Annotated in this window: 24 protein-coding genes; 19 read left to right on the plus strand and 5 right to left on the minus strand. The window is 40.5% G+C overall.

The features are described from left to right. The first annotated feature begins 174 nt into the window (after positions 1-174). The 17 genes from Gferi_RS18030 to Gferi_RS18110 all read left to right on the plus strand — a co-directional run bounded on the left by Gferi_RS18030 (position 175) and on the right by Gferi_RS18110 (position 15,136). Complete coding sequence (locus Gferi_RS18030; RefSeq protein ID WP_069978953.1) at positions 175-2,211, plus strand: sigma 54-interacting transcriptional regulator; 2,037 nt, start codon at positions 175-177, stop codon at positions 2,209-2,211. A 138-nt stretch (positions 2,212-2,349) separates the two neighbouring features. Further along, the gene (gene dhaM / locus Gferi_RS18035) at positions 2,350-2,742 is read left to right on the plus strand and encodes a dihydroxyacetone kinase phosphoryl donor subunit DhaM (protein ID WP_069978955.1); all 393 of its coding nucleotides are present in this window, start codon (positions 2,350-2,352) and stop codon (positions 2,740-2,742) included. A gap of 24 nt (positions 2,743-2,766) precedes the next feature. Continuing rightward, the gene (locus Gferi_RS18040) at positions 2,767-3,012 is read left to right on the plus strand and encodes an HPr family phosphocarrier protein (RefSeq protein WP_069978957.1); all 246 of its coding nucleotides are present in this window, start codon (positions 2,767-2,769) and stop codon (positions 3,010-3,012) included. A gap of 254 nt (positions 3,013-3,266) precedes the next feature. Continuing rightward, positions 3,267-3,641 (plus strand): Lin0368 family putative glycerol transporter subunit, encoded by a 375-nt coding sequence (locus Gferi_RS18045; RefSeq protein ID WP_069978959.1) that lies wholly within the window; start codon positions 3,267-3,269, stop codon positions 3,639-3,641. Positions 3,642-3,682: 41 nt separating this feature from the next. Continuing rightward, complete coding sequence (locus Gferi_RS18050; protein ID WP_069978961.1) at positions 3,683-4,018, plus strand: Lin0368 family putative glycerol transporter subunit; 336 nt, start codon at positions 3,683-3,685, stop codon at positions 4,016-4,018. A gap of 117 nt (positions 4,019-4,135) precedes the next feature. Next, positions 4,136-5,131, plus strand: a complete 996-nt coding sequence (locus tag Gferi_RS18055; protein WP_069978963.1) for a dihydroxyacetone kinase subunit DhaK — start codon at positions 4,136-4,138, stop codon at positions 5,129-5,131. A gap of 44 nt (positions 5,132-5,175) precedes the next feature. Continuing rightward, a complete protein-coding gene (dhaL, locus tag Gferi_RS18060) occupies positions 5,176-5,820 on the plus strand; it encodes a dihydroxyacetone kinase subunit DhaL (protein ID WP_069978965.1) in 645 nt (214 codons plus the stop codon). Between the two features lie 66 nt (positions 5,821-5,886). Next, positions 5,887-6,660, plus strand: coding sequence for a triose-phosphate isomerase (gene tpiA, locus Gferi_RS18065; protein WP_069978966.1), 774 nt, complete (start codon positions 5,887-5,889; stop codon positions 6,658-6,660). A gap of 15 nt (positions 6,661-6,675) precedes the next feature. After that, positions 6,676-7,125, plus strand: a complete 450-nt coding sequence (locus Gferi_RS18070) for an RpiB/LacA/LacB family sugar-phosphate isomerase (protein WP_069978967.1) — start codon at positions 6,676-6,678, stop codon at positions 7,123-7,125. A 166-nt stretch (positions 7,126-7,291) separates the two neighbouring features. After that, entirely contained in the window at positions 7,292-7,855 is a 564-nt protein-coding gene (locus tag Gferi_RS18075) for a LemA family protein (protein ID WP_069978968.1), read from the plus strand. Between the two features lie 130 nt (positions 7,856-7,985). Beyond that, on the plus strand, positions 7,986-8,798 hold the full coding sequence (locus tag Gferi_RS18080) for a TPM domain-containing protein (protein ID WP_069978970.1): 813 nt from the start codon (positions 7,986-7,988) through the stop codon (positions 8,796-8,798). Positions 8,799-9,015: 217 nt separating this feature from the next. Next, a complete protein-coding gene (locus Gferi_RS18085; RefSeq protein WP_069978972.1) occupies positions 9,016-10,368 on the plus strand; it encodes a sodium-dependent transporter in 1,353 nt (450 codons plus the stop codon). A gap of 112 nt (positions 10,369-10,480) precedes the next feature. Continuing rightward, a complete protein-coding gene (locus Gferi_RS18090) occupies positions 10,481-12,070 on the plus strand; it encodes an NAD(P)/FAD-dependent oxidoreductase (protein ID WP_069981503.1) in 1,590 nt (529 codons plus the stop codon). 174 nt (positions 12,071-12,244) lie between these two features. Beyond that, complete coding sequence (locus Gferi_RS18095; RefSeq protein ID WP_069978974.1) at positions 12,245-12,691, plus strand: hypothetical protein; 447 nt, start codon at positions 12,245-12,247, stop codon at positions 12,689-12,691. 143 nt (positions 12,692-12,834) lie between these two features. Further along, entirely contained in the window at positions 12,835-13,227 is a 393-nt protein-coding gene (locus Gferi_RS18100; RefSeq protein ID WP_069978976.1) for a GNAT family N-acetyltransferase, read from the plus strand. A 216-nt stretch (positions 13,228-13,443) separates the two neighbouring features. Further along, positions 13,444-13,956 (plus strand): tyrosine-type recombinase/integrase, encoded by a 513-nt coding sequence (locus Gferi_RS18105; protein WP_069978978.1) that lies wholly within the window; start codon positions 13,444-13,446, stop codon positions 13,954-13,956. Then, positions 13,949-15,136, plus strand: a complete 1,188-nt coding sequence (locus Gferi_RS18110; protein ID WP_069978979.1) for an IS91 family transposase — start codon at positions 13,949-13,951, stop codon at positions 15,134-15,136. Before Gferi_RS18105 ends, Gferi_RS18110 begins: the two co-directional genes overlap by 8 nt. Positions 15,137-15,734: 598 nt before the next feature. On the opposite strand, the gene Gferi_RS28630 is transcribed toward Gferi_RS18110, so the two are convergent. Beyond that, positions 15,735-17,264, minus strand: coding sequence for a recombinase family protein (locus Gferi_RS28630; RefSeq protein ID WP_069978981.1), 1,530 nt, complete (start codon positions 17,262-17,264; stop codon positions 15,735-15,737). A 438-nt stretch (positions 17,265-17,702) separates the two neighbouring features. Here Gferi_RS28630 and Gferi_RS18125 point away from each other — a divergent pair, with 438 nt between their 5' ends. Continuing rightward, positions 17,703-18,332 carry a CatA-like O-acetyltransferase gene (locus Gferi_RS18125; protein WP_069978985.1) on the plus strand — a complete coding sequence of 210 codons (630 nt, stop codon included), beginning with the start codon at positions 17,703-17,705 and terminating at the stop codon, positions 18,330-18,332. A 275-nt stretch (positions 18,333-18,607) separates the two neighbouring features. Here Gferi_RS18125 and Gferi_RS18130 read toward each other — a convergent pair whose 3' ends face one another. From Gferi_RS18130 to Gferi_RS18140, 3 genes are all read right to left on the minus strand, one after another. Beyond that, positions 18,608-18,967 (minus strand): RNA polymerase sigma factor, encoded by a 360-nt coding sequence (locus Gferi_RS18130; protein ID WP_083273628.1) that lies wholly within the window; start codon positions 18,965-18,967, stop codon positions 18,608-18,610. A 594-nt stretch (positions 18,968-19,561) separates the two neighbouring features. Continuing rightward, positions 19,562-20,227, minus strand: coding sequence for a CatA-like O-acetyltransferase (locus Gferi_RS18135; RefSeq protein WP_069978987.1), 666 nt, complete (start codon positions 20,225-20,227; stop codon positions 19,562-19,564). Continuing rightward, positions 20,214-20,798, minus strand: a complete 585-nt coding sequence (locus Gferi_RS18140; protein WP_069978989.1) for a TetR/AcrR family transcriptional regulator — start codon at positions 20,796-20,798, stop codon at positions 20,214-20,216. Before Gferi_RS18140 ends, Gferi_RS18135 begins: the two co-directional genes overlap by 14 nt. 501 nt (positions 20,799-21,299) lie before the next feature. On the opposite strand from Gferi_RS18140, the gene Gferi_RS18145 reads away from it, so the two are divergent. Then, the gene (locus Gferi_RS18145) at positions 21,300-22,259 is read left to right on the plus strand and encodes an alpha/beta hydrolase (RefSeq protein WP_069978991.1); all 960 of its coding nucleotides are present in this window, start codon (positions 21,300-21,302) and stop codon (positions 22,257-22,259) included. A gap of 155 nt (positions 22,260-22,414) precedes the next feature. Here Gferi_RS18145 and Gferi_RS18150 read toward each other — a convergent pair whose 3' ends face one another. Then, complete coding sequence (locus Gferi_RS18150; RefSeq protein WP_069978993.1) at positions 22,415-23,188, minus strand: acyl-CoA dehydratase activase; 774 nt, start codon at positions 23,186-23,188, stop codon at positions 22,415-22,417. Positions 23,189-23,220: the final 32 nt, after the last annotated feature.

Raw genomic sequence — 23,220 nt, forward strand, 5'->3', positions numbered from 1 at the left:
TCATCTCCTTTTCATTATCTCCTAAATGTTATCTAATAAATAGCATGCCTAAACTGCTAAAATTGTATTCACGAACAGAATATAGGATTAAAAAAAGTCGATGAACAAGGAGAATAAATCAAAAGATAGAATATTTAAACAAAAGGGACTTAGCTTTAATTGGGGGAGATTATCATGAGAAAAGAAATCCAGGTAAAAATTACATATAAAAAGGGTATTCATACACGCGTTGCGGCAATGATTGTACAGAAGTGTCAAGATCTTATGAGAAAATATCAATGTAAGTTGTTTATTAAAAGAGATAGAGATAATAGTGTTATACCAGGAAACAGCATGCTGGCTTTGGTCTCCATGAAGATTGTTGAGGGAGAAACCATTCACGTATTTAGCGACAGCGATCACACCTCAGAAGCAGTTGATGAATTTTCACGCTTCTTAGGGGGAGCCTTTTTATTGGAACAGTGTAATTTAGATGAGATTGATAATATTATTCAGAATAATACCCTTGCCAGTGAAAAAGTCTTTGACAGTATTGTAAATGGACTGATTGTTGTAGATCACAATAACGTAATTAGCGTATTTAATAAAGCAGCGGAGCGGATTACAGGGATAGGTGCCAAGGAGGCTCTAGGCAAGGAAGCGAATGATATCATTGATACTTCAAAACTGTATGAGGTATTGAAAACAGGCAGAGAGCAAATCGCTTTTAAACAAAAGATCGGCAACAGTACCATTGTGACCAATCGAACGCCTATCATTGCTGATGGAAAGATTATCGGTGCAGTTGCTACCTTTCAGGATATTTCTGAGTTGGAAAACCTATCTTCAGAATTACGAAGTGTACAGGACTTGCAGCAGAGATTTCAGCACATATTAGAAAACGTAGATGATGCCATTTGCATGCTAGACAAATATGGCACGATTACCTATGTGAATCCTGCTTATGAAAGGATCATGAAGATTCAACAAGAAGAAGTGGTGAATAAGAATATCGGTGAAATATCTCCAGCAGGTATTCGAATGCAAGTTTTAAAAGAAAAAACACCTCAATTTGGTAGAATCATACGAAAAGGAAATGGGACAGAAATCATTGCTAATGTAAGTCCCATCATCATTGATGGTGAAATGAATGGGGTGGTGTCCGTATCCAAAGAAATAACGGAGATCAAAAGATTGGCTGAAAAAATAGAAGAACTGTCAGCTAAAACGAAATATCTACAGGAAGAGTTAAGTAAGAAACACGAAATTAACAAATCTTTTGATATTATTGTAGGAAAAAGCGGGGTGCTTTTAGAGGCATTGGCTGTTGCCTCTAAGGCTTCTGAAACCGATGCTACGGTGTTGATACGAGGAGAAAGTGGAACAGGAAAGGAACTAGTAGCAAAAGGGATACATTATGCCAGCAATAGAAAAAATAAACCCTTTATCCGGGTCAATTGCTCAGCAATTCCCCATAATCTTCTAGAAAGTGAATTGTTTGGATATGAAAAAGGGGCTTTTACCGGTGCAGTGAAACAAAAACTAGGTAAATTTGAGTTAGCAGATGAGGGAACAATTTTTTTAGATGAAATTGGAGATATGGACAAGGAAATGCAAGCAAAACTGCTACGCGTACTTCAAGAGAGAGAGCTTGAACGGGTTGGTGGAACTAAAACAATTCCCATATCAGTACGGGTGATAGCGGCTACGAACCGTAATTTGGAGGAAATGGTTGAACAGGGAGCCTTTCGTAACGATCTGTACTATCGGCTGAATGTAATACCGGTAATGCTCCCGCCGCTGCGACAGCGCAAGGGAGATATCCCGATTATTGTGGAGCATTTTATTGAGAAGATATGCAGCAAATACGGAATGCAGAAAAAACGAATTGGAAAGGAAGTACTATCTTACATGGAAGCCTACGGATGGCCCGGTAATGTTCGAGAACTAGAAAATGTTATTGAAAGAATATTAACCCTTTCTAGAGAAGAGATTATTACAGTAAGAGATCTGCCTGCTTATATAGGGGTGGATAAAGAAGAAAAAAGTTTTAGAGAAACAGCTGTTGCGGTCAAAGAAGAAGACGATGAAATTCCAACCTTGGAAGAAGTAGAAAAAGCATTATTAGCTTTAGCTCTAAAAAAGCACAAGAGCTTTCATAGTGCAGGAAAAGCATTAGGAATTACTCATAAAACAGTTGCAGCAAAAGCCAGAAAGTATAACCTGATTTAAAGCCCGGAGCGAAACCGGGCTTTTTTTATAGGAATTTGCTTATACGGAATTTGATGGCATGATGTTTGCATTTATTTAGCCTAGGGGTAAAAGGAAATTTAGAAATCATAAATATGATAAATAAAGGAGGTGCTGATCGTGTTGGGTCTTGTTATCGTTTCTCACAGTGAAAAGGTTGCTCAAGGAATAAAGGATATTGCGGAACAAATGAATAATGGAATGGTCAGAATCATCGAGGCTGGGGGCGCTGATGAAGGCAGAATTGGAACGAATCCTTTGAAAATACAAGCTGCTATTGAAGCGGCTTATGACCAGGGGCCTGTACTTATCTTTGCAGACCTGGGAAGTGCTATTATGAATGCCGAATTAGCTATAGATTTGGTGGATGATCAAATCAAAAAACAAATTACCATCGTAAACGCTCCTCTGGTGGAAGGTGTAATTGCAGCGGTTATACAAGCTACAATTACAGATGATGTAGAGGATATTATACAGACTGCAATAGCAAGCAAAGACTTAAATAAAATATAACAGCCGTTGAGGAGGAATTCCTGCATGATTGAGATGGAAGTTACAATTCAAAGAGAAGATGGATTTCATGCCAGACCGGCAAGTGAGTTTGTGAAGATTGCTAACAAGTACAGAAGTACGATTTATATTAAGAGAAACGAAAAATTAATATCTGGAAAGAGTATTCTAAATCTAATGAGCCTGGCTTTAGGTAAAGGCGAGAAGTTGGCTTTATCCATTGATGGAGAGGATGAAGAACAGGCGCTTGAGGAATTGCTAGGAATACTATAAATCGGGGAGAAATGTTGGGAAATTTGATTTTGGGAAAAATTCCCCACGAGGAAAAATTCCCCACGGGGAAAAATTCCCCTAAGATTATTTGCTTGAATTACAGAAAATATAGGAAAGCTCCCTGCAGATCGTAAGCAGACAAATCTAGATTATTGGCATAATGATTGCATGCACTAATAAATATCAAATTTTTTAAATAAAAAAGCATGAAGTGCCAATCTAAAAAATAATTATAAATGAAGGGAGGGGACAAGATGAGAATGTTTAGATCAATTGTAGGATTTGCCATTGCGGGAATGTTTGTTATGAGTGTATGGGGAGCTTTGGCAGGTGCGTATGGATTTATCGGTGGATGGTTTGCAGCCTTTGTGATTATTAGTATCATGTGGTTTTTGAATCACTTTATTGGTATTATCGATAACCCAGGTGCATTTGTAGACATGGCTATGGGTATTGCAATCTGCGGTACAATGAGAGATGTGTTCCTAGCAGGATCTGTTACACCATTAATAGAATCCATACCAACGCTGGTGATCGTGGTTCTAGGGGGTATGACAGGTGGTATTGTAGCAGTTATGTTCCAAAAAGATTTAGCGAAGCAAGCTGAGGAATCAAAGCAAGAAGCGTAGACCAATTATGTATTATTAAGAAAGTGAAAGGGGGTTAATCAATGACACCTGGATTAATGATAGCAACCTTTGTTGGTGGTTTTATATTTCCATTTATGATCAGCATGTGCTGGGGGCGGTTGGTAGAAGCCTTTGGTCCAGCAGGTGGGTGGTTTGCAGCAGCTTTTATTGTTGGAACAACTTGGACACTTAACCATGGCGTAGGATTGATTTACCAATCAGGAGAAGCTTGGATTGATATGGCATGGGCAGCTGCTTTTGGATTATTGGCGGGAGCCGTATATTCAGGGGCTAGCCTTAGCAAGGCAATGCCTACCATTATTTCTGCAGTACTTGGCGGTACATTAGGTGCTCTAATCTTATCCTTTGTCTTATAAACGCTACAAACTATAACCAAATTAAAAGTAAACTGGTTATAGTTGTAATAAGCTATTTCTTCATCAGGCTTAGCTTCAAAGGAAAACTCTGTAAAATAAGAAAAAGGGGGAAAAAGAATGAAAAGATTAATTAATGATCCATACGATGTGGTAGAGGAAATGTTGGAAGGGTATGTAAAAGCCCATGAAAAATATGTGAAACTATTGGAGCATGATGGCCGAGTGGTTGTTAGCAAAAAAGCTCCTGTTGAAAATAAAGTAGGAATTATTATCGGTGGAGGCTCCGGACACGAGCCATTGTTCCTGGGTTATGTGGGAGAAGGATTCGCAGATGCTGCTGTAATCGGTAACATCAATACTTCCCCATCTCCAGAACCATGTTATAATGCTGTAAAAGCAGTTGACGCAGGAAAAGGCTGCTTATATATGTACGGAAATTATGCTGGAGATGTTTTGAATTTTGATATGGGCGCAGAAATGGCTGCTATGGATGGTATTCGCGTTGAAACCGTATTGATTACTGATGACGTGGTATCTTCCACAGAAATCAAAGATAGAAGAGGTGTTGCAGGAGATTTCTACGTATTCAAGATTGCTGCTGCAAAAGCTGCTTTGGGAGCAGATTTAGATGAGGTAAAGGCTGCTGCTGAAAAAGCAAATGATAATACAAGATCTATGGGAGTTGCATTATCCTCTGCTACACTACCCTCTACAGGAAAGCCAATTTTCGAGATGGGCGAAGAAGATATGGAAATCGGAATGGGTATTCACGGAGAACCAGGAGTAAGAAGAGGAAAGATTGAACCTGCCGATAAAGTGATTGATCAAATCATGGAACACATCCTTCCGGATCTGCCCTATGCATCCGGCGATGAAGTGAGCGTATTGATAAACAGCTTGGGTGCTACACCGATATTGGATTTACACATTTGCTATAGAAGGGTTGCTCAAATATTGGAGGAAAAAGGAATTAAGGTTCATAAGTCTTTTGTAGGTCCATTTGCAACTTCTATGGATATGGCCGGTATGTCTGTTACATTAATGAAATTAGATGAGGAGTTAAAGCAGTTGTTGGATTATCCTTGTGACACACCCTATTTTGTACAAAAATAAACGGCTTCAAGAAGTAATAAAACACAGCAAAGGAGGGACTGTCAATGTATGAAAGCTATGTACTGGACAAAGCATATTTTGTAAAGGTCATTGAAGATCTGGCTGCCATAGTAGAAGAGCAGAGAGATTATTTGACAGGATTGGATTCTGCTATAGGAGATGGGGATCACGGCTTGAACTTAAGTATTGGCTTTAGGGAAGTAAGCAAAAATCTTAGCGAATGGCAGAAGGAAAACCTTACCATCCTTTTTAAAAAGATTGGTATGGCACTGCTTGGAAAAGTGGGCGGATCTGCTGGTCCTTTATACGGCAGCTTGTTTATGAAAATGGGAGAGCCGGCCGGTGGTAAAGATGTTGTAGATTTCAATGAATTCTGCAATATGCTGAAGGCTGGGATAGAAGCTGTTGAAATGCGGGGAAAAGCTGTTGTAGGCGAAAAGACCATGGTAGATGCCCTAAGACCTGCCTTGGATGCTTTAACAAAAGCGGTAGAAGATGGTGTAGCGCCGAAGATTGCCTTTGAAAAAATGTTGGATAGTGCTAAAGCCGGGAGAGAATCTACCATTCCACTGATTGCTAAGAAGGGTAGGGCAATGCGGCTAGGTGAAAGAGCCATTGGACATGTAGATCCAGGATCTGCTTCAAGCTGTATCATTTTAGAAATGTTTTATAAAAATATGCCACAATAAAATGTTCATCATGGAGCAATCACTGGTCTTTGGGTCAGTGATTGTTCCAGTAAAGGGGAAGGTTTCATGAGAAAAATAATTGTGGGTACCAGCTGGAAAATGCACATTCACTCTATGAAAGAAGGAGAGAAACTGGTAGAAGGCATTTACCGATCAGTTGGATACGTCAAAGAAGTTGAAATGTTTATCCTTCCGACTTATCCGATGATTCCTATGATTGCAAAGAAATTGGAAACAGGAAATATCAAATGGGGAGCACAAAATATATGTATGATGGATAAGGGTGCATACACCGGAGAGGTTCCACCACTGATTTTAAAGGAACTTGGATGCAGCTATATCGAGATTGGTCATGCAGAAAGGCGTGCAACGTTTGGTGAAACCGATAAGGACGTCCATAAAAAAGTGAGGCTTTCGCTGGAGTACGATATGATCCCCGTAGTTTGCATCGGAGAAACAGAAGAGGATAAACGGGAGCATGTAGGGAATGTGCGGCTTCATACCCAGGTCTTATGGGCATTAAATGGATTGCCGATTGAAGAAATGAAGAAAGTTATTCTAGCCTACGAACCTGTATGGGCTATCGGAAAAGCAGAAGCTGCAGGGGCGGAATATGTAGAAAATATCCACGGATATGTTCGATCTATCATAGAAAAGGAATATGGAAGAGATGTAGCCCAAGCCATTCGCATCATTTATGGAGGTTCAGTAAATCGAGACAATACAAACCTGTTGACAAAACAGGAAAATGTTGACGGATTATTTGTAGGGAGATTTGGCCTAAATCCAGAGGATTTCAGTCAGATTGTCAAAACGACCATAGAAAATAAGTCTATCTAGAGGAGGTTGGTAAATATGAAGTTAGCAGTCGGATGCGATCAAAATGCTTATGGGCTAAAGGTCGAAATCATGAAGCATCTTGATAGTATGGGAATTAACTATGAAGATTTTGGCAGTCATGAAGGGGAAAGTGTACTTTATCCAAATGTTGCTCTGAAAATCGCAGAAGAAGTCTCCAAAGGCACTTATGAAAGAGCAATCATTCTTTGCGGTACTGGAATTGGTATGGCTATTACAGCCAATAAGGTTCCCGGCATAAGGGCAGCAGTTTGTCATGATGTGTATTCTGCAGAAAGAGCAAGAAAAAGCAATAACGCCCAAATTATGACCATGGGCGCTGAGATCGTGGGAGCTGCATTAGCTAAAAAACTGGTAGATGTATGGTTGGCTTCAGAGTTTCAAGGCGGAGGATCTGCACCTAAGGTAGAATTAATGTGTGAAATCGATGAACGGTACAGAAAATAATTAAGAAAACTTTAAAAAGGCACAGATGAAATTCCATCTGTGCCTTTTTTATAGAACTTGCAGATTGTATGGGCCGGGGTTGATGAATAAATTGAAGTCTAGTAGAATAATATTATGGGTATTCTAAAAAATGAGTAGTAGTAAATTTGTTTTAGGAGGGATGAACTTGAAGGGAACATTGAAAGTTATCATAGTAATCGCAGTAATCCTTTTGGTATTAGGAGGACTATATGGCAGTACCTATAATACACTGGTTACAAGGTCAGAACAGGTCGATGCCCAATGGGCTATTGTTGAAAGCAGCTTGCAGCGAAGATTTGACTTAATACCCAACCTGGTAGAATCTGTAAAAGGTGCCATGGCACAAGAACAAGAGGTATTTGGCCGCATTGCGGATGCACGGGCAAGAATGGCAGGAGCCGGCACTGTGGATGAGCGGGTAGCTGCATCTAACGAGCTGGAAAGTGCTTTAGGAAGACTGTTGGTGGTAATGGAAAATTATCCCCAGCTACAGTCGATCGGTACAGTCAACCGGCTGATGGATGAACTTGCAGGTACGGAAAACCGTATTAATGTGGAACGAAACAGATATAATGAGGCGGTGAGAACCTATAATCTAGCAATCAAAACTTTTCCAAGAAATTTATTTGCAGGAATGATGGGCTTTGAAACAAGACATTATTTTGAGGCTGCAGAAGGCGCCCAAGAAGCACCGAGGGTAAATTTCTAAGAAACAATAAAAATAAGTTCATTTAGCTATACTGCAGTTCATTTTTATAGCATGTGTAGAGGACGGCCTTGCGTCGTCCCGCTGAATGTCAGCTTTACTAGACATATAACCCCCGAAAGGCGGTGAATCAATGAAAAAATTCAAGTGGATTAGTCTTTTTCTCGCGATTCTGATTTCTTTTAGCGGGATCAGTAGTTTTGCAGACGTAGTATATCCGGAGCCTACAAGGGAGTTTTATGTAGCCGATTTTGCCGGGGTATTGTCCCAAGAGACAAGAAATGCCGTTTTGAATGCCAATCTGAATTATGAAAAGACGAAGGAAAAGCCTCAGATCGTAGTGGCCACAGTACCAAATCTTCAAGGGCTGGACATTAATCAGTACGCGGTTGAACTTTTTGAAAAATGGAAAATTGGAAATAAAGATTATGATAACGGGGTTCTACTGCTTCTGGCTTTGGAAGAGCGCCGCGTGTGGATTGAAGTGGGTTATGGCTTAGAAGGTGCCATTCCCGACGGCAAGGCAGGAGAAATCCTGGATGCTGCTGTACCAGCCCTGTCTCAGGGCAGCTATTCCGATGGATTGCTCAGGGCCTTCTACCTGCTGAGCCAGGAGACAAACAGAGAATATGGTTATGAAAATGCAGCAATTCTAGGAAACTATCGGCCTGAAGAAATCAATCAACGGCCTATAAGTCAGACGATTCCTGAGAGCAGAGGGATTCCTTCTATCTTTCGTATTTTAGGAATCTTATTTATCCTGTTTTTGCTGTGGTTGGACTATCGATTTCTCGGCGGTTTCATCATGGGCATGTTTTTCAGAATGTTCCTTTATGGTGGAAGAGGTGGCCGTGGCGGCGGCGGTTTTGGCGGCGGAGGCTTTGGAGGAGGAAGTTCCGGAGGTGGCGGCCGTTCTGGTGGCGGAGGTGCCGGCAGAGGATTTTAAATACAGCTTCACGATAAATGATAGGATTAGATTATATGCGAAAAAGCAGTGCTTAATCAAAGCCTGCTTTTTACATGTGTAAAATAATTTATATAAACAATACATTTTTTGCATATAGTTTTCAAAAAATATATAGGAATTATGAGAATTTTATGATATTATATCAGAACACACTAGCATTTATACTACAATAAAAAAGAAAAAGGAGGTCAATTGGATGAATTCTAATCAAGCAAACGGCCAGAGAGAGCAATGGGGATCCAAAATAGGCTTTATCCTTGCAGCCGCAGGATCAGCGGTAGGATTGGGTAACTTGTGGAAGTTTCCCTATATGGCAGGAAAAAACGGAGGGGGCGCCTTTGTTTTAGTTTATTTTGTCATTTTGTTCCTGGTTGGATTTACTTTGATGATGGCAGAATTGGTATTGGGCAGACACACTCAATTAAATGCTATTGGAGCTTATCGAAAAATCAGCAAAGCTTTTACCTGGGTTGGTGTACTGGGGGTATTAGCGGGCTTTTTAATTTTATCCTTCTATAGTGTAGTTGGCGGTTGGGTAATTAATTATGTGGTAAAATCAGCCACCGGTGCACTTCATACAACAGATACCGGTGCGCTGGGAGACATGTTTGGTCAATTGGTAGGGGGCACAGTAGAACCGATACTGTATCATGGAATCTTTATGGTTTTAACATTGGCTATTGTATTTGGCGGAATTAGTGGAGGAATAGAGAAAGCAAGTAAAATCATGATGCCTGCTTTATTTATTATGATGATTATCCTTGCGATCAGATCTCTGACCTTTGAAGGTGCATCCGAAGGCGTACGCTTCCTTCTGGCTCCTGACTTTTCTGCAATCAATAGAGGCGTAGTTCTCGATGCATTAGGACAAGTATTCTTCTCTTTAAGCTTAGGAATGGGCTGTATGATTACCTATGGAAGTTACCTTAGCAAAGAGGAAAACATTCCCCAAAGTGCAATCGTTATCCCATTGGTGGATACAGGGGTTGCATTATTAGCAGGATTGGCGATTCTGCCCGCTGTATTTGCTTTCGGATTTGAACCTGGACAAGGACCCGGACTCATGTTCGTAACGCTGCCGGCGGTTTTCGCACAAATGCCCCTTGGAAGAATTTTTGAACTCATTTTCTTTACATTGGTATTATTTGCAGCCCTCACCTCATCGATTTCTCTATTGGAAGTGTGCGTGGCCTATGTAGTAGACGAATGGAAATGGAACCGGAAGATTACAACGATGACATTAGGTGCTGTTATCTTCCTGATGGGTATTCCGGCATCGCTATCCAACGGACCTTGGGCCCATATTCAAATTTTGGGAGAGCGGGGTTTCTTCGATACCTATGACTTTATTGCCAGCAATATCTTCCTGCCATTAGGCGGTCTGATGCTGTGTCTTGTTGTAGGCTGGTTCTGGGGAATTGATAAAGCCGTTTTTGAGGCTACCAATAACGGACGGATTCGTTTTGGATTAGCGCCTATCTGGAGCTTCTTAGTTCGATTTGTGGCACCGGTAGCGATCCTAATTGTATTTATCCGGTCTATCATGTAATTATCCGAGCAGTCTGGAATGATCCAGACTGCTCTTCTATTTTCTAAGCAGATTTTTTTGTTTCAGCTTGTGGTATAATATGGAGGATGACAACAAGAAGGGAAGAATAGAGATGATTCGCGTAAATGAAATTAAGCTATCCATTGAAGAAGACTTAAATAATATAAAAGAAAAAATTATAAAAAAGCTCAGAATACAACCCCAGGAACTTTTATCTTATCAAATCTATAAGGAATCTATCGATGCAAGAAAAGGTGATGAGATTTTTTTTGTGTATACAGTAGATGTTTCTCTGAAGGATGAAGGGAAAGTTTTAAAAAAGCATAAAAACCTTATAAAAACACCTTCTTACAGCTATAAAGAAATACCAAGCGGAAAAATCCCGATGAATGATCGGCCCGTCGTAATCGGTACGGGTCCGGCAGGTATGTTTGCTGGACTGATATTAGCACAGCGAGGTTATAAGCCGATACTGCTGGAACGGGGAAGGGATGTAGATGCCAGAAGTAAAGATGTGGAGGATTTCTGGTTAAGGGGGCAGTTTCAAAAGGAGTCCAATGTACAGTTTGGAGAAGGGGGTGCCGGAACCTTTTCTGATGGAAAGTTAACGACAAGAATCAAGGATGTGCGCGTAAGGAAGGTACTGGAGGAATTTGTAGAAGCAGGAGCGCCGGAGGAAATCTTATATTCCTATAAGCCTCATATCGGAACAGATATTTTAAAGGACGTGGTTAAAAACATTAGGAAAGAGATGAAAAAACTAGGTGGAGATATTCGCTTTGATAGCAAGGTGACCGACCTATTGATTGAGGGGGGAAAAATCAAAGCAGTTGAAGTGAATTGTCAGGAATGGATAAGAACAGAAAACGTAGTTTTAGCCATAGGCCATAGCGCAAGGGATACTTATGAAATGCTTTATCAACGAGGTGTACAGCTCCGCCAAAAACCCTTTTCTATCGGAGTGCGTATTGAACATCCTCAAGAATTGATTGACCAATCCCAATATAAAAAGTTTTCAGGGCATTCTCGATTAGGTGCTGCAGACTACCGGTTAACCTACCAAAGTACAAAGGAGAGAGCGGTATATACCTTCTGCATGTGTCCAGGGGGAATGGTGGTTGCGGCAAATTCAGAAGAAGCGATGGTCGTAACCAATGGAATGAGTGAATATAGCAGGGATAGAGAAAATGCCAATAGTGCCCTTTTGGTTCAGGTAAACACGGAAGATTTTGGCGGCAGTCACCCCCTTCAGGGTATGGAGTTTCAACGGATCTGGGAGAGAGAAGCTTTTAAATTGGGTGGAAGTAACTACCATGCACCTGTGCAGCGTGTAGAGGATTTTCTTGAAGGTGTGCCGAGTAAGAGAATTGGGATGGTAAAGCCATCTTACTTACCAGGTGTAACACCCACAGATCTTAGGAAATGCCTGCCAGATTTTGTAATAGAAGCGATGAAAGAGGCAATTCCGGAAATGGATAAAAAGCTAAAGGGATTTGCCTTGGCAGATGCTCTGATGACTGGAGTGGAAACACGGAGTTCAGCTCCGGTACGGATCGAGCGCTTTGAAGAAACTCTGGAGAGCTTAAATGTGAAAGGTCTCTATCCCGTAGGTGAAGGTGGCGGGTATGCAGGGGGGATTGTGTCTGCGGCGGTAGACGGGATCAAGGCAGCAGAAAAAATTATCCAAAAATATAGGGTGTAAAAAAGAGTAATGGGAATATCAAAAGCCCCATTACTTTTTTTTGTCACAGGATGTTCTAAAAATGGAATTTTATTGAGAACTATATTATAATAAGAATAGACTAGAAGATAATTATCATATTCTTTAGAAAACTGTGGTCTATGGGTCCACTATTCTTGGTAGAGGAGTAAAAAAATGAAGAAGTTCTTTAAAATAGTTGGAATTGGTTTTATTTCAGGTATATTGTTATTTACTTTGTCGAGACATGGATGGAGGGTATTTGGCTTTTCTATGTGTGATTCTCCAAGTTCCCTTTATGCTGAAATGGTTTCTGTTGAGAATGACATCCTTCGCATTAAGGGAGGAACAACAAGCAGTGCATCAGCTTACGTAGGGCATATTTATGTGGTTGAGGATAGAAGTCTTTATGTAGGCGTAAAGCATAATACACTGTTAGGGTTTATAAACCGTTGGGGTGATTTTTATATAAGGATAGCAGTAGATACCACCCACATCGAAAATGTTTATTTTAAAGACAAGAATAGAGAAAAATTGATATGGAATGTCCATGAGGGGCTTATTAGAACCGCTCCACAAGCAACGCAAAGTATAGATGGTGCAGCTGAAGATAATCAGGAGTAATAAATTTGTAGAGTCAGTATATTATGCTGATCCAATCCTCCTATGGCATGATTGGATAAATCAACACCATATTTTTAAAGAGCAGAATAGAAAAAAGATAATGATTTGCTAGACAGCAATAAATGAAAGGGGGAGTCTTTAAGATGATTAAATATCATAGGGATAAGAAAGTTGATTACAATAGATTAATAGACTTATTTAATCAGGTAGGCTGGAGGGATAAAACGAATGATAGGGATAGATTAAAAGCAATGGTAGATAATTCTCAAATCGTAGTTACCGCATGGGATGAAGACGTTATGGTTGGATCTGCCAGATGTACAACAGATTATGTATTTAACGGGCAAATCAATAATGTAGTGGTTGATGCAGAATATAGAAGAAAAGGTATTGAGAAGGCTTTAATCAATAAGATATTAGAGCATAGTAACCAGGTTACATATATGTTAAGAGGAGATACGAGGAATGAGGGCTTCTACAGAAGATTAGGCTTCGAAGATGGCTCGATAGCTTTGGTGTATAAGCGACAGGGGTAAGGGAGAAAAATTATGATAATAGATGAAGGGGATGATAAAGTCATCCTTTTTCGTTTATTTGCAAAGGTATTCTAGATGTGAGAATTGTCCTGAGACCTATTTGCATGAAAAATGCATGACATAATATGAGAAAAGAACTAAACCGCTGACCGCGGTGGTTGCTGGCCCCTTTAAGTCTACTGAGAATATAAAAATAAAGTGGTATCTTGATAAAAGATGCCACTTTATTCATATCAACACTTAGCAATCCTTATGACTATTTATGCTGCAGGTCTTACAGTCAGCGAAGCTGCAAAACTTAAGGTTTCTGATATTGATAGTAAGAACATGCAAATTTCTGTTCGCTGTGGAAAAGGCAAAAAAGACAGATATACACTTTTGTCCAAAACCAATCTTGATATTCTACGAGAATATTGGATGCGATATCACCCTGGTGATTATCTGTTTATGGGCGCAGATGGCAAAAGTCCAATTACTGCACGTACCATTCAAAGGATATTTGAGGAGGCTAAAGAAAAAGCTGGGATTAAGAAAAATGCTTCTGTACATACCCTAAGACATAGTTTTGCTACCCATCTTTTGGAGGCAGGAACCGACATTTGCTACATTCAAAGACTTCTTGGTCATACTTCCATCAATACCACAACCATTTACTTGCACTTAAGAAGAATGGATTTGTTAAATATAGTAAGTCCCCTAGACTCTTTAACAGGTGTAAATAATGGTTGAGCTACAAGATATATTCAATCAATATGGACAGGGCTATAGGGAAAAACATAGATTGCCCAATCATATATTAAAGGCGATGTCTGCCATTGCGTCCTGTAGAACCCATACCCTTGGCGGGCATGTTGATGAGTGCGATAGCTGTGGTCACATAAGGGTTTCATATAATTCCTGCCGGAATAGGCATTGTCCTAAGTGTCAGACTCTCACAAAGGAAAGATGGATTGAAAACAGAAAGAAGGACTTGTTACCCGTAGGGTATTTTCATGTAGTATTTACCATGCCTGAAGAATTAAATTTCATGACCCTATTGAACCAAAGAGAAATATATTCCATTCTTTTTAAAGCAGTATCGGAAACCCTTCTGGAACTAGGTAGAGATGCAAAATATTTGGGTGGTGAGATTGGATTTATCTCTATTCTCCATACATGGGGACAAAATTTAATGGATCATCCTCATATTCATTGTATTGTTCCTGGGGGTGGACTGTCCCATGACGGTAGTCGGTGGATCAGTGCGAGAAAAGATTTTTTCATTCCAGTAAAGGTTTTATCAAGAAAGTTTCGTGGTAAGTTCCTGTATTATCTTAAACGTATTTATTCTGAGAAAAAGTTGAAGCTTGTAGGAAATATTAAAATTCTTAAGAATGTAGGGGAGTTTAAATACTTCATTGGTAAATTGTACAAAAGGGAATGGGTGGTATATTGCAAACCTCCTTTTCAGAGTGCGGAGCACGTACTTGAGTACCTTGGACGCTATACCCATCGGGTAGCCATTTCAAATCATCGAATTGTAAAGCTTGATAATGGACAGGTTACATTCCGTTGGAGGAACTATCGTGATGGAAACAAGAAAAAACTTATGACTCTTACTGTTGAGGAGTTCATCCGTAGGTTTTTAATCCATATTCTACCCAGTAGATTTGTAAAAATTAGACATTATGGGATTTTAAGCAATCGAAATCGAAAGATAAAGATTACGAAGTGCAAGGTAATGATGGGTGTCGTTTTAAGGAAAGATGATAACGCCGTAGTTAAGCTAAGTGTAGCAGAGCTACTTTTAAAATTAACAGGTGTAGATATTACTAGATGTCCTTGCTGTGAAAAGGGAAAAATGCTTACAAAAGAAAAGCCAATTCCTAAAAATTGTTCACCGCCAGAAAGAGAAATCAAAACGGCATAAATCAATATTTCTGGGGGAGGGGGGAACTATACCCTTTTATAGGAAAATAGTGTAAAATATTAATATAGTAAGGCTGAAACTAATAAGTTTCTACTACGAAAATATGAAAATTGGTCCTTTATGGAGGATGAAAAATATTGAAATCCCATAGGCAGTGGTGACGCGGCTTCGTTCTATATTATGTTTCGGAAATTGAGCAATTGTAAATTCTACCAACACTTTTAATCTTGATTAAGGGTGTTGGTTTTAATAGGCTCAACTTCCGAATACAATGCTATTCATATTACGAAACAAGTATTAGAAATATAGAATGAAACATTACATCTTGAAAACTTGATAATACAACATTTTTAAAATATAAATTTACCATTTGATATAAAAACTGGTCTAAAATAATGATAGTTCTTGAACTCTTTTAGTCCAATCTTGTTTATTAATCATAATTGATTACCTCTATTGTAGTACTTGATATGTTGTTTATTATTCCCTTTTGGAAACCGAAAAATCCTGCCATTTAGGACAGTATCCTAAAGGAAGCATAAACTCATGGCGGGCGGCGGCGTTAAAGTAACGGCACAATGCCCAATATTCAGTTGTTTTACGTCCCTAAGCCCATCAGGGAAAGGCGGTCAACCGCGCCTATGTTGTTGTAGATGGTTTCTACCTTTTGACGGCGGTCACCTCTGGCTTGTTCCGGCTCATGGACAATAATACGGTCAATAAATTCATGGACGATTGCCGGGGTCAATTCCTCTTGTTCCGTTTCAAACTTCCCGGACATTTTCTCGTACCGTTCGTCTGTGATTTTCCCGGAAACGTTGTCCACATAGAGCCGTTCAATGAGAGTATCAAGCTCGGCAATGCGGCAGCGGTGCTTCTCGGCGGTTCGCTTCTTCGCCGCTGTTTCCCGCTTGTATTCCTGTGCGCTCCTGTCCATAACAACCCTTGCAAACTGCTTTTCATGCTTCGGAATGTAGCGGAGCAAATCCCGCAATTCCTCTAACACAAGCTGTTCCAACTGGCTCTCCCGGATAAAGTGACAGGTGCATTTCCGCTTGCCCTGATACTGAACGTCCTTACGGTATTCCGAACAGCTATACGAACCCTCATAGCGCGTTCCCCACTTATTCTTGATAGACCGGGTATAGAAGTACAGCTTCGCGCCGCAATCGGCACAATAGGCCACGCCGGAGAACAGGCCAGACTTGCCATAGCGCGGGGCACGGCGTTTGTGTTGGCGCATACTGCGGACAATATCCCATGTTTCCGGGTCTATGATAGCCGGGTGGGTGTCCTCAAATACAAGCTGTTTTTCGGGCGGGTTCAGCCGGGGGCGGTTGTCCTTGTAGGACTTCGACCATGTCTTGAAATTGATGGTCAGCCCCAGGTATTCCGGCTTATGTACCGTTGTGGTATTCCAGAAATACGGGTCTTTGCAAGGGCGGGCTTTCTTCACAATGTCATGTTCGTATTTGTAGCCGCTGGGATTGAGGATATGTTCATCATTCAGCAAACTGGCAATCTGCGCGGGGCCATAGCCATCCACGGAAAGTCGGAATATCCGGCGTACATTGGCGGCGCTTTCCTCGTCAATGACAAGCTGTTTCGGGTTGTCCGGGTCTTTGCGGTAGCCATAGGGCGGGATAACGGCAAGGCGTTCACCGCTTTTCCCTTTAGCCTGCCATACGGCACGGATTTTTTTGCTGGTATTTTTAACATACCACTCGTTAAACAGGTTCATCATAGAGGTAAAATCGTTTTCCCCGCGCCCGATATCTACATTGTCATTGACCGCAATCAGCCGAACGTCTTTTTCTGAAAACAGGATTTCCGTATAGAAGCCGACTTTCAGATAATCGCGCCCGAAGCGGCTCATATCTTTCACTATGACCGTTGCCACATTCCCGGCTTCCACTTCCTCAATCATTTTTGTGAAGCTCGGTCTTTCAAAATCGGCTCCCGAAAAACCGTCATCATAAATGAACTCGTAAGGGGTAAAGCCGTTTTCCTCGGCGTATTTGGTGAGGATTTTCCGCTGATTAATAATACTGTTGGAATCGCCCTGCAATTCGTCCTCATGGCTTAACCTGCCGTATAAATAAATCTTTTTGTCAGGCTGTCTTTTCATAGTGACCTCTCTTTCCGACAGCCAACAGACGGTAATGTATACTCTAATTATACCGCCTTTGCCGCCTGTTGTCATGGTTGTCGCGGGGGTAAATTCTCTGTTTCAAACCTTGTCCGGCCTGTCAGCGTCATATTGAACCAAACGGGCAAAGGTGGATACAATATCGCCCTCCTTGCCCTCTTTGAAGCGGGAGGACACAAGGAAAGTCGTATTGCCGATTTTGCGGGTGGTAGTATGTTCTTCCATCTGAATAGCGACAGTATCGATATTTCCATTTTTAATGATTTTCTGTATAAAAAACTCCTTTCGGTGACTTCGGGCCAACTTGGCCCGAAGTGGGTTGGGATTGTGAAATTGAGGGAAATGTTGTATTATATATAATATAAATTTTATGTGCATTATTTATATATCAGGTATCAAGGAAGGGAGACAAATATTATGGGAAATACGTATGAGATAATTGATGAAAGCAAATGGAAAAGGGCTTTACACTGTCAAATATTCAGAAACAGTATAGAACCCTCCTATTGTGTTACCTTTGAATTAGATATTACAAATTTCTTGGAAAAAGTCCGGGCAGAAAAAATTTCCTTTACTTTGTCCCTTATCTTTGCAGTTTCAAAATGTGCGAATAACATAGAAGAATTTCGATATCGTTTCCTCGATGGCCAAATTGTGCTTTACGATAGGATTAATACAGCATTTACCTACTTGGATAAGAATACTGAGCTTTTCAAAGTTGTTAATGTTGACATGCAGGACACTCTAGCAAGTTATATTTCTGTAGCGGCCCAAAAAGCTACAAATCAAAAAGACTATTTCACGGGACCATTGGGCAATGATGTATTTCAATTTTCGCCTATGCCATGGGTATCATATACTCATATTTCACACACAAATTCCGGTAAAAAAGATAACTCTACTCCATTATTTGATTGGGGGAAATATTTTGACAGAGACGGGAAGAAGATACTTCCTTTTTCCGTTCAGGTACACCATTCTTTTGTAGACGGGATACATATTGGAAAACTAGTAGATTCGTTACAAGATTATTTGAACAAGATATAGGCTTCGAACATCAAATTCAAGGCACGGTCATATACTTCTGTGAAGTATATGACCCACTCTGACACTTTCCGCTTCGCGGCAAAGTGTCCCGTGGGCTCTCCAAGGGGGAACGCCGCCTGCGGGCGGGTTCCGGCCTGATGGAAACGGTCTTGCTCGCGCAACCCCATCTCCAACAGGCTGAGAAAAAGCGGGGCGTGGCTTGTGGCCACACTCCGCTTTTTCGTGGTGCGCCGCCGATCCGCTATGCGCAGAAGCGGCGGTGCGGGGACAAGGTGCTATTCCCTAAAACGCTTTATCTGTGTTTGTTTTTTGAGGCTCTTGAGTGAAGCACGGAGCGAATAGCATATGGTCGAGTGGTTTACTCCCTCCATGTCTGCAATCTGCTGAATTTTCATGCCCTCAAAATACCGCTGTCTTAAACGGCGTTTTTGTGCTTCGGTCAGATTTTCAATGGCATCTTCGATTTCCTGTGTCGTTTCTTCCTTGATGTAAATTTCCTCTGGCGTTTCGGGTTTGGTAACGCACTCATTCGCAATACCGTCCCCCATGTCTAATGTATAGTGCGCCCGGTGGTAATAGGTACGCCGCTTGTATGCGGATTCCTGACGGTCAGCGGCTTTCATGGCTTCCAGCATTTCTTCCGTAATTTCTACGAAAACATCTTCCTTTCACCAGTAGTAAAGGTCTTTCAAATTTACAGTTATCACGGTTAATCCTCCATTCAATTTTTAGGTTTACGGGCTTCCAGAATTGAATGGAGCAAGGCGGCGAACGACAGCCAGGGCAATATGGCACTTCGGGCCAACTTGGCCCGAAGTTGCGAGGAAGTTTGTCCACAAGACCAACAAATAAAAAAACACCTATCCGAGAAAATACTCGAACGGTGTCGTATGAAAAATGGGCACAGTAGCCGCCTATTTTTTGATATGATTTTTTAAAATTATATAGCCTTAGAACATCAGCTATGCTAAGCCGTCACTATGCGGTGACGGCTCCTCATGAATACAGGAAAGCGACTTCGGATACATGGAAACCTCCATTCCCAAAGCCGCTTGACCCAAAAAGGGCGCATATTACCAAGCCCTCTAATAAATAGAGAACAGCGGCTTTGATGTTATTCAAAACCGCTGCTTTGCTAGATGTATTCCTATTTGGCGCACAATTATCCTGCCACCATTACAACGGTTTTTTTTATTTCCGTTGTTGCTGGTGGCTATTTTATATGTGCATTATAGTGCCAGCCATTCTTCGGGATTATCCATTGATTGCTGTAACTCCTCAAAGAAAACTTTTAGGCTGTATCCGTCGGTTGTTGCATGGTGTACTGTAATAGATAGCGGCATTAAAATCTTCCCATTGTTTTCATAAAAAGCTCCTGCTTCTAAGGAAGGGACATAGTAATCCTTAATTCCATGATTATGGAGAGAAAAACTATTAAATGTGAACCACGGAATACAAGAGATGATATAGGCACTTGCAGGAGGAATACCTTTGGCGGATAAGATTCCATGGCTATCCCCATACCTCTTAGTATCATCAATATAATTGCTATAGAATGTCATAAAATCATTGCAATATTCTGTCCACAATAAAGATGTTGTTTTATCATCATCATGGAATTGGGGGTATGCAGGAGTAAGGAAATCCCAATGCCCAAGTATATCATCTTGCTTTGATATACGCAACTCTGGCTGTTTTTCAATGGCTTTTGTAACAAGATATAAGTAAGCCGGGAAAAATTTCATTTCTTTGTCTTTTAAGGTTTTTCTTAGTATCGTAACGTCCATAGAAACGTTTACAGTATAAGTTGTAGGGGCCATTTGGGTGTAGTAGTAAAACATTTGGGCCAAAGGCCATGTTTGTAAATCAATCGGCGTAAAGTTATTCGGATTCATTTCTTATCACCATATCCTTAATTAATTTTAACTGCTGGTCAATGAGATCATTGGATAAATGCAATGAGATAGATGATGTTACAATACTATCTCTGAAAAATGCAATGTGAGTAGCAATAGCATTGGTTTCAAATTCTTTAAATTCCAATGTTCTCTTTCCATAGTTTAACAGCATAGAAAGCATTTGAACTGCACTGTTAAATCGGTTTTCCATATATTCATTCTGTTCAGATTCAACGAAAGCGAACTCATGGATTACAAAATAAAACCGATTCGCGCCGTTCTGTATATCGGCCCGTATCATATTTAAAAAGCCATCAAATAGCTGTACGGCAGGAACTTTCTTTTGAAAAGAGCATTCCAATAATTTTTTCATTTCCTCTTTATCATCTGTCAGTATTTCAAGCATAATTTCCTTAGTTGAACTATAATGCCGATATAGCCCGCCTCGACTTAGGTTACAAGCGTCACAAATATCTTTCATAGTAACGCTGGCATATCCCTTGTTGGAAAATAAATGCTTGGCCGTATCTTTGATAAGCTGCTTTGTATTATCACCCTTTGTCGGCATATTTTTCTCCTTTCTCGCTATATGGATAGCGACACAACTGTCTCTTTTCAAATTATACGACACATGTGTCGCTTTGTCAATTTGGTTTTGCACAAAAGATTAAGAACGGTTTCTTCTAACAAGTGAAACGACTGTTCTTTAAATACATTTCCTCTGTTGGCTGTCTATCACGTTATTTTCATACTAACAACTTGCTTCCTTATGCACCCTGCCCATTGGGACAAGTTTTGACTTCAGCCTGATAGACTTGAGCATGATTACTAGTCATGAAAAAATAATCTTCTGCTCCGGTATTTTAACGCTAAGAATATATGTTATAGAGTTTTAGTTATAATGCTTATAAGTGGTATGTTATTTGACTTATGATGAATTTGAAAATATAATTTCATCATAATAAACAATTATACAGCGAGCAAGCTACTTTAAACGGTATGGAGAATAAGTCAAACAACAACAAGCTTAAATTGTGAAAAGTCTTGCAAGCGAAGAAAGGAGGAAATTATGTTATCTAAGGAGCAAGAAGAGCTTATAAACTTTTTACGGAATACAGGTGCCGGCAATACCGTCAGCGAAGAATTAATGAATATGTACCACGTAAGAAAAACTGATGATATGATGATTCCGACCCGTGACGGAGAAACCCATGTTTACATACATTATCCTGATTCCGGTCAAGTTCCACATCCCCTTTTTATCAACATCCATGGCGGAGGTTTTATCAAAGGGCACAGAGAACAAGATACTGTATTTTCAAAGAATATTTGCAGTCGTGCAAATTACGTAGTAATAGATATTGATTATACACCGGCTCCCGAACAAAAATATCCTTATGCACTGCATCAGTGTTATGATGTTGTTAAGTGGGCAAGTAGGAACAGTGAATTATTGCAAATTGACCCGGCAAAAATAGCATTATGTGGGCACAGCGCCGGCGGGAATCTTGTGGCTGCCATTACCCTTATGAACAATGTAAGGCATGATTTTAATATTGCGCTGCAAATACTTGATTATCCAGTTCTTGATTTGTATACGCCGCCGCAGCTTAAGCGCAATGCTTATAAAAATCCGCAGAAAGTTCCACTCCACATTGCCCGTCTGTATAACAGCGCTTATGTTGACGAAGAATGCAGGCTTGATCCCACGGTGTCTTCCCGTGTTGCCCAGCTGTATAACAGCGCTTATATTGATGAGGATTCCAGTCTTGATCCGACGGCATCACCCCTTTTTGCACCAGATGAAATGCTGGTTGGATTACCTGAAGCAATAATTCTCACTTGTGCAGACGATTATCTTGGAGAAGAAGGGGAAAAGTATGCCTACCGACTATTGGAGGCAGGTGTGATGGTTACGGCCAGAAGAATGCTCAACAGCAGCCATGCTTTTGTAGTGCGTCGTGAGGAGCAATTTAAAGAAGCGGAAAAAATGATTTTAGATGCACTTTATAGGGTGTTTACAAAATAACACAAAAAAATATCCAGGGAAAAAAGAGGGTCTCAAAACAGAATTTAATTCCATGCAGAGACCCTCCTTTTTACACTTTAAAAAAGCCTAGTAGCGATAACCTATGGATGAAAAAATAATGCTAAAAGTGTATTATCTACCTAAACTAACCTACATTATCGATTATTTTCCAAAGCGAAAAGTGCAGCTCCAAGGGCTCCAGTTAGCTGAGGCTCATAGGGAATTATCAGTTGATTGTTAAGTTCTTGTTCTAACGCACGTATCATTCCCATATTTTGGGCAACACCACCAGTTAGTGCAAGAACCGGTTCAATTCTGTTCCGATAAGCAAGCCCGGCGACCCGCCGCGCTACTGACTGATGGATTCCTGCTACGATATTGGGTATCGAAAATCCTGAAGATAGCTTTGAAATCACCTCAGATTCCGCAAAGACGGCACAGGTATTGCTAATTGAAATAATCTCTGTCGCTTCCTTATCAATGGATCCCATATCAGCAATATCGACATCAAGTACCTTGCTCATTACACTGATGAAACGACCGGTTCCGGCTGCACATTTATCGTTCATTGTAAAGTCTTGTATTTTACCCTTTTCATCGATTCGTATTATTTTAGTGTCTTGACCCCCAATATCTATTATGGTTCTGACAGAAGGACATAGATGACTGACACCTTTTGCATGGCATGAGATTTCGCTGATCTCGGTGTCCGCACTTCTGAATTGCTTTCTGCCATACCCGGTTACGACAGATCCTGTGATGTCATTCGGATTAAAGTCATGTGAGATATATAGGTTTGAAACAGCATTTTCGACTCCGGACGTACCTGTTCCCAATTGAACGACACTTCGACCGACGATGTTCTTGTTTTTATCAATTACGACTAACTTTGTTGCAGACGAACCAATATCAATTCCTAAAAAAAACATAGTATAGATTCCTTTCTTGATAGTATTTTAAA

Source organism: Geosporobacter ferrireducens (assembly GCF_001750685.1).
GTDB lineage: Bacteria > Bacillota > Clostridia > Peptostreptococcales > Thermotaleaceae > Geosporobacter > Geosporobacter ferrireducens.

Bases quoted from the DNA above. Each gene is read 5' to 3' on its own strand.
- Gferi_RS18030 (WP_069978953.1), top strand. From the start codon at position 175: ATGAGAAAAGAAATCCAGGTAAAAATTACATATAAAAAGGGTATTCAT.
- Gferi_RS18040 (WP_069978957.1), top strand. From the start codon at position 2,767: ATGATTGAGATGGAAGTTACAATTCAAAGAGAAGATGGATTTCATGCC.
- Gferi_RS18045 (WP_069978959.1), top strand. From the start codon at position 3,267: ATGAGAATGTTTAGATCAATTGTAGGATTTGCCATTGCGGGAATGTTT.
- Gferi_RS18050 (WP_069978961.1), top strand. From the start codon at position 3,683: ATGACACCTGGATTAATGATAGCAACCTTTGTTGGTGGTTTTATATTT.
- Gferi_RS18055 (WP_069978963.1), top strand. From the start codon at position 4,136: ATGAAAAGATTAATTAATGATCCATACGATGTGGTAGAGGAAATGTTG.
- dhaL (WP_069978965.1), top strand. From the start codon at position 5,176: ATGTATGAAAGCTATGTACTGGACAAAGCATATTTTGTAAAGGTCATT.
- tpiA (WP_069978966.1), top strand. From the start codon at position 5,887: ATGAGAAAAATAATTGTGGGTACCAGCTGGAAAATGCACATTCACTCT.
- Gferi_RS18070 (WP_069978967.1), top strand. From the start codon at position 6,676: ATGAAGTTAGCAGTCGGATGCGATCAAAATGCTTATGGGCTAAAGGTC.
- Gferi_RS18080 (WP_069978970.1), top strand. From the start codon at position 7,986: ATGAAAAAATTCAAGTGGATTAGTCTTTTTCTCGCGATTCTGATTTCT.
- Gferi_RS18085 (WP_069978972.1), top strand. From the start codon at position 9,016: ATGAATTCTAATCAAGCAAACGGCCAGAGAGAGCAATGGGGATCCAAA.
- Gferi_RS18090 (WP_069981503.1), top strand. From the start codon at position 10,481: ATGATTCGCGTAAATGAAATTAAGCTATCCATTGAAGAAGACTTAAAT.
- Gferi_RS18095 (WP_069978974.1), top strand. From the start codon at position 12,245: ATGAAGAAGTTCTTTAAAATAGTTGGAATTGGTTTTATTTCAGGTATA.
- Gferi_RS18100 (WP_069978976.1), top strand. From the start codon at position 12,835: ATGATTAAATATCATAGGGATAAGAAAGTTGATTACAATAGATTAATA.
- Gferi_RS18105 (WP_069978978.1), top strand. From the start codon at position 13,444: ATGCCACTTTATTCATATCAACACTTAGCAATCCTTATGACTATTTAT.
- Gferi_RS18110 (WP_069978979.1), top strand. From the start codon at position 13,949: ATGGTTGAGCTACAAGATATATTCAATCAATATGGACAGGGCTATAGG.
- Gferi_RS28630 (WP_069978981.1), bottom strand. From the start codon at position 17,264: ATGAAAAGACAGCCTGACAAAAAGATTTATTTATACGGCAGGTTAAGC.
- Gferi_RS18125 (WP_069978985.1), top strand. From the start codon at position 17,703: ATGGGAAATACGTATGAGATAATTGATGAAAGCAAATGGAAAAGGGCT.
- Gferi_RS18130 (WP_083273628.1), bottom strand. From the start codon at position 18,967: ATGCTGGAAGCCATGAAAGCCGCTGACCGTCAGGAATCCGCATACAAG.
- Gferi_RS18135 (WP_069978987.1), bottom strand. From the start codon at position 20,227: ATGAATCCGAATAACTTTACGCCGATTGATTTACAAACATGGCCTTTG.
- Gferi_RS18140 (WP_069978989.1), bottom strand. From the start codon at position 20,798: ATGCCGACAAAGGGTGATAATACAAAGCAGCTTATCAAAGATACGGCC.
- Gferi_RS18145 (WP_069978991.1), top strand. From the start codon at position 21,300: ATGTTATCTAAGGAGCAAGAAGAGCTTATAAACTTTTTACGGAATACA.
- Gferi_RS18150 (WP_069978993.1), bottom strand. From the start codon at position 23,188: ATGTTTTTTTTAGGAATTGATATTGGTTCGTCTGCAACAAAGTTAGTC.